This is a genomic window from Xanthomarina maritima (genome assembly GCF_008084905.1).
Lineage (GTDB): Bacteria > Bacteroidota > Bacteroidia > Flavobacteriales > Flavobacteriaceae > Xanthomarina > Xanthomarina maritima.
On the sequence record NZ_VSFC01000051.1, the window covers coordinates 1 to 783 of the forward strand.

The following is a 783-nucleotide window of genomic DNA, read 5'->3' on the forward strand; positions in this document are numbered from 1 at the left end:
CCTGAATTAAAAAGAATATTTAAAGGAAATCCACCAGAGCTTTGGAAACTAAATATTTCAACAAAAACTCCGTTTGTACCATTACCGTAACAGTATGTGATATTTACAACTTCTCCTGCCTCACAATCTACTAGGTAAGGTGTATTGAAATTCACTGGCCCTTCCCAATCGCTTAAATCATCAACAGCGCAAATACCTCTTACATAGACTTCATATTCAGTTCCAGGCGTTAAGCCTTCATATAAATATGGGTTATCAGTTGTTTGAATAATTTCAGGTTCGGTACCATCTGGATAACCAGTTCCTAAAGGTTGTACAATTACTTCCCACGTAGTTTCAACTCCACCTGGTGTCCAAGAAACCTCCACCGATGTTGGACTCACATCGACGATAGTGATATCGTCTGGTCTTGGGCAAGTAGGAGGTGTACAATTTACAATACTCGAGAAAATTTGTGTATTTTGAAGAGCTCCACTTCCTTCAGGCATAACATAAATTTCATCATCGAAAGCATCATTTACAGTAATCATTACTTCATTTGCAAAAGACCCTCCTGCATTCCAAAATAATTCGAAAGGGACACCATCACAAAGAGGCACTTGAATTTCAAGTGGACCTGTTCCAGTTGCTAATGTTAAAATCTGTAATGGAATTCCGTTTTGCGAAACAGTCATGGTATTCCCATTCCAACCGTCTCCAAAACTATCTTCTAAGATAAAAGTAAAAACACATTGGTCTGCAGCATCACAAATAGTTGTATCAAAATTTACTGGACCTTCCCAA

At 38.1% G+C, this 783-nt stretch carries 1 protein-coding gene; it reads right to left on the minus strand.

The genetic code is table 11. The features are described from left to right. On the minus strand, positions 1-783 hold a 783-nt coding region (locus tag FVF61_RS09815), incomplete at both ends, for a fibronectin type III domain-containing protein (RefSeq protein WP_148455822.1).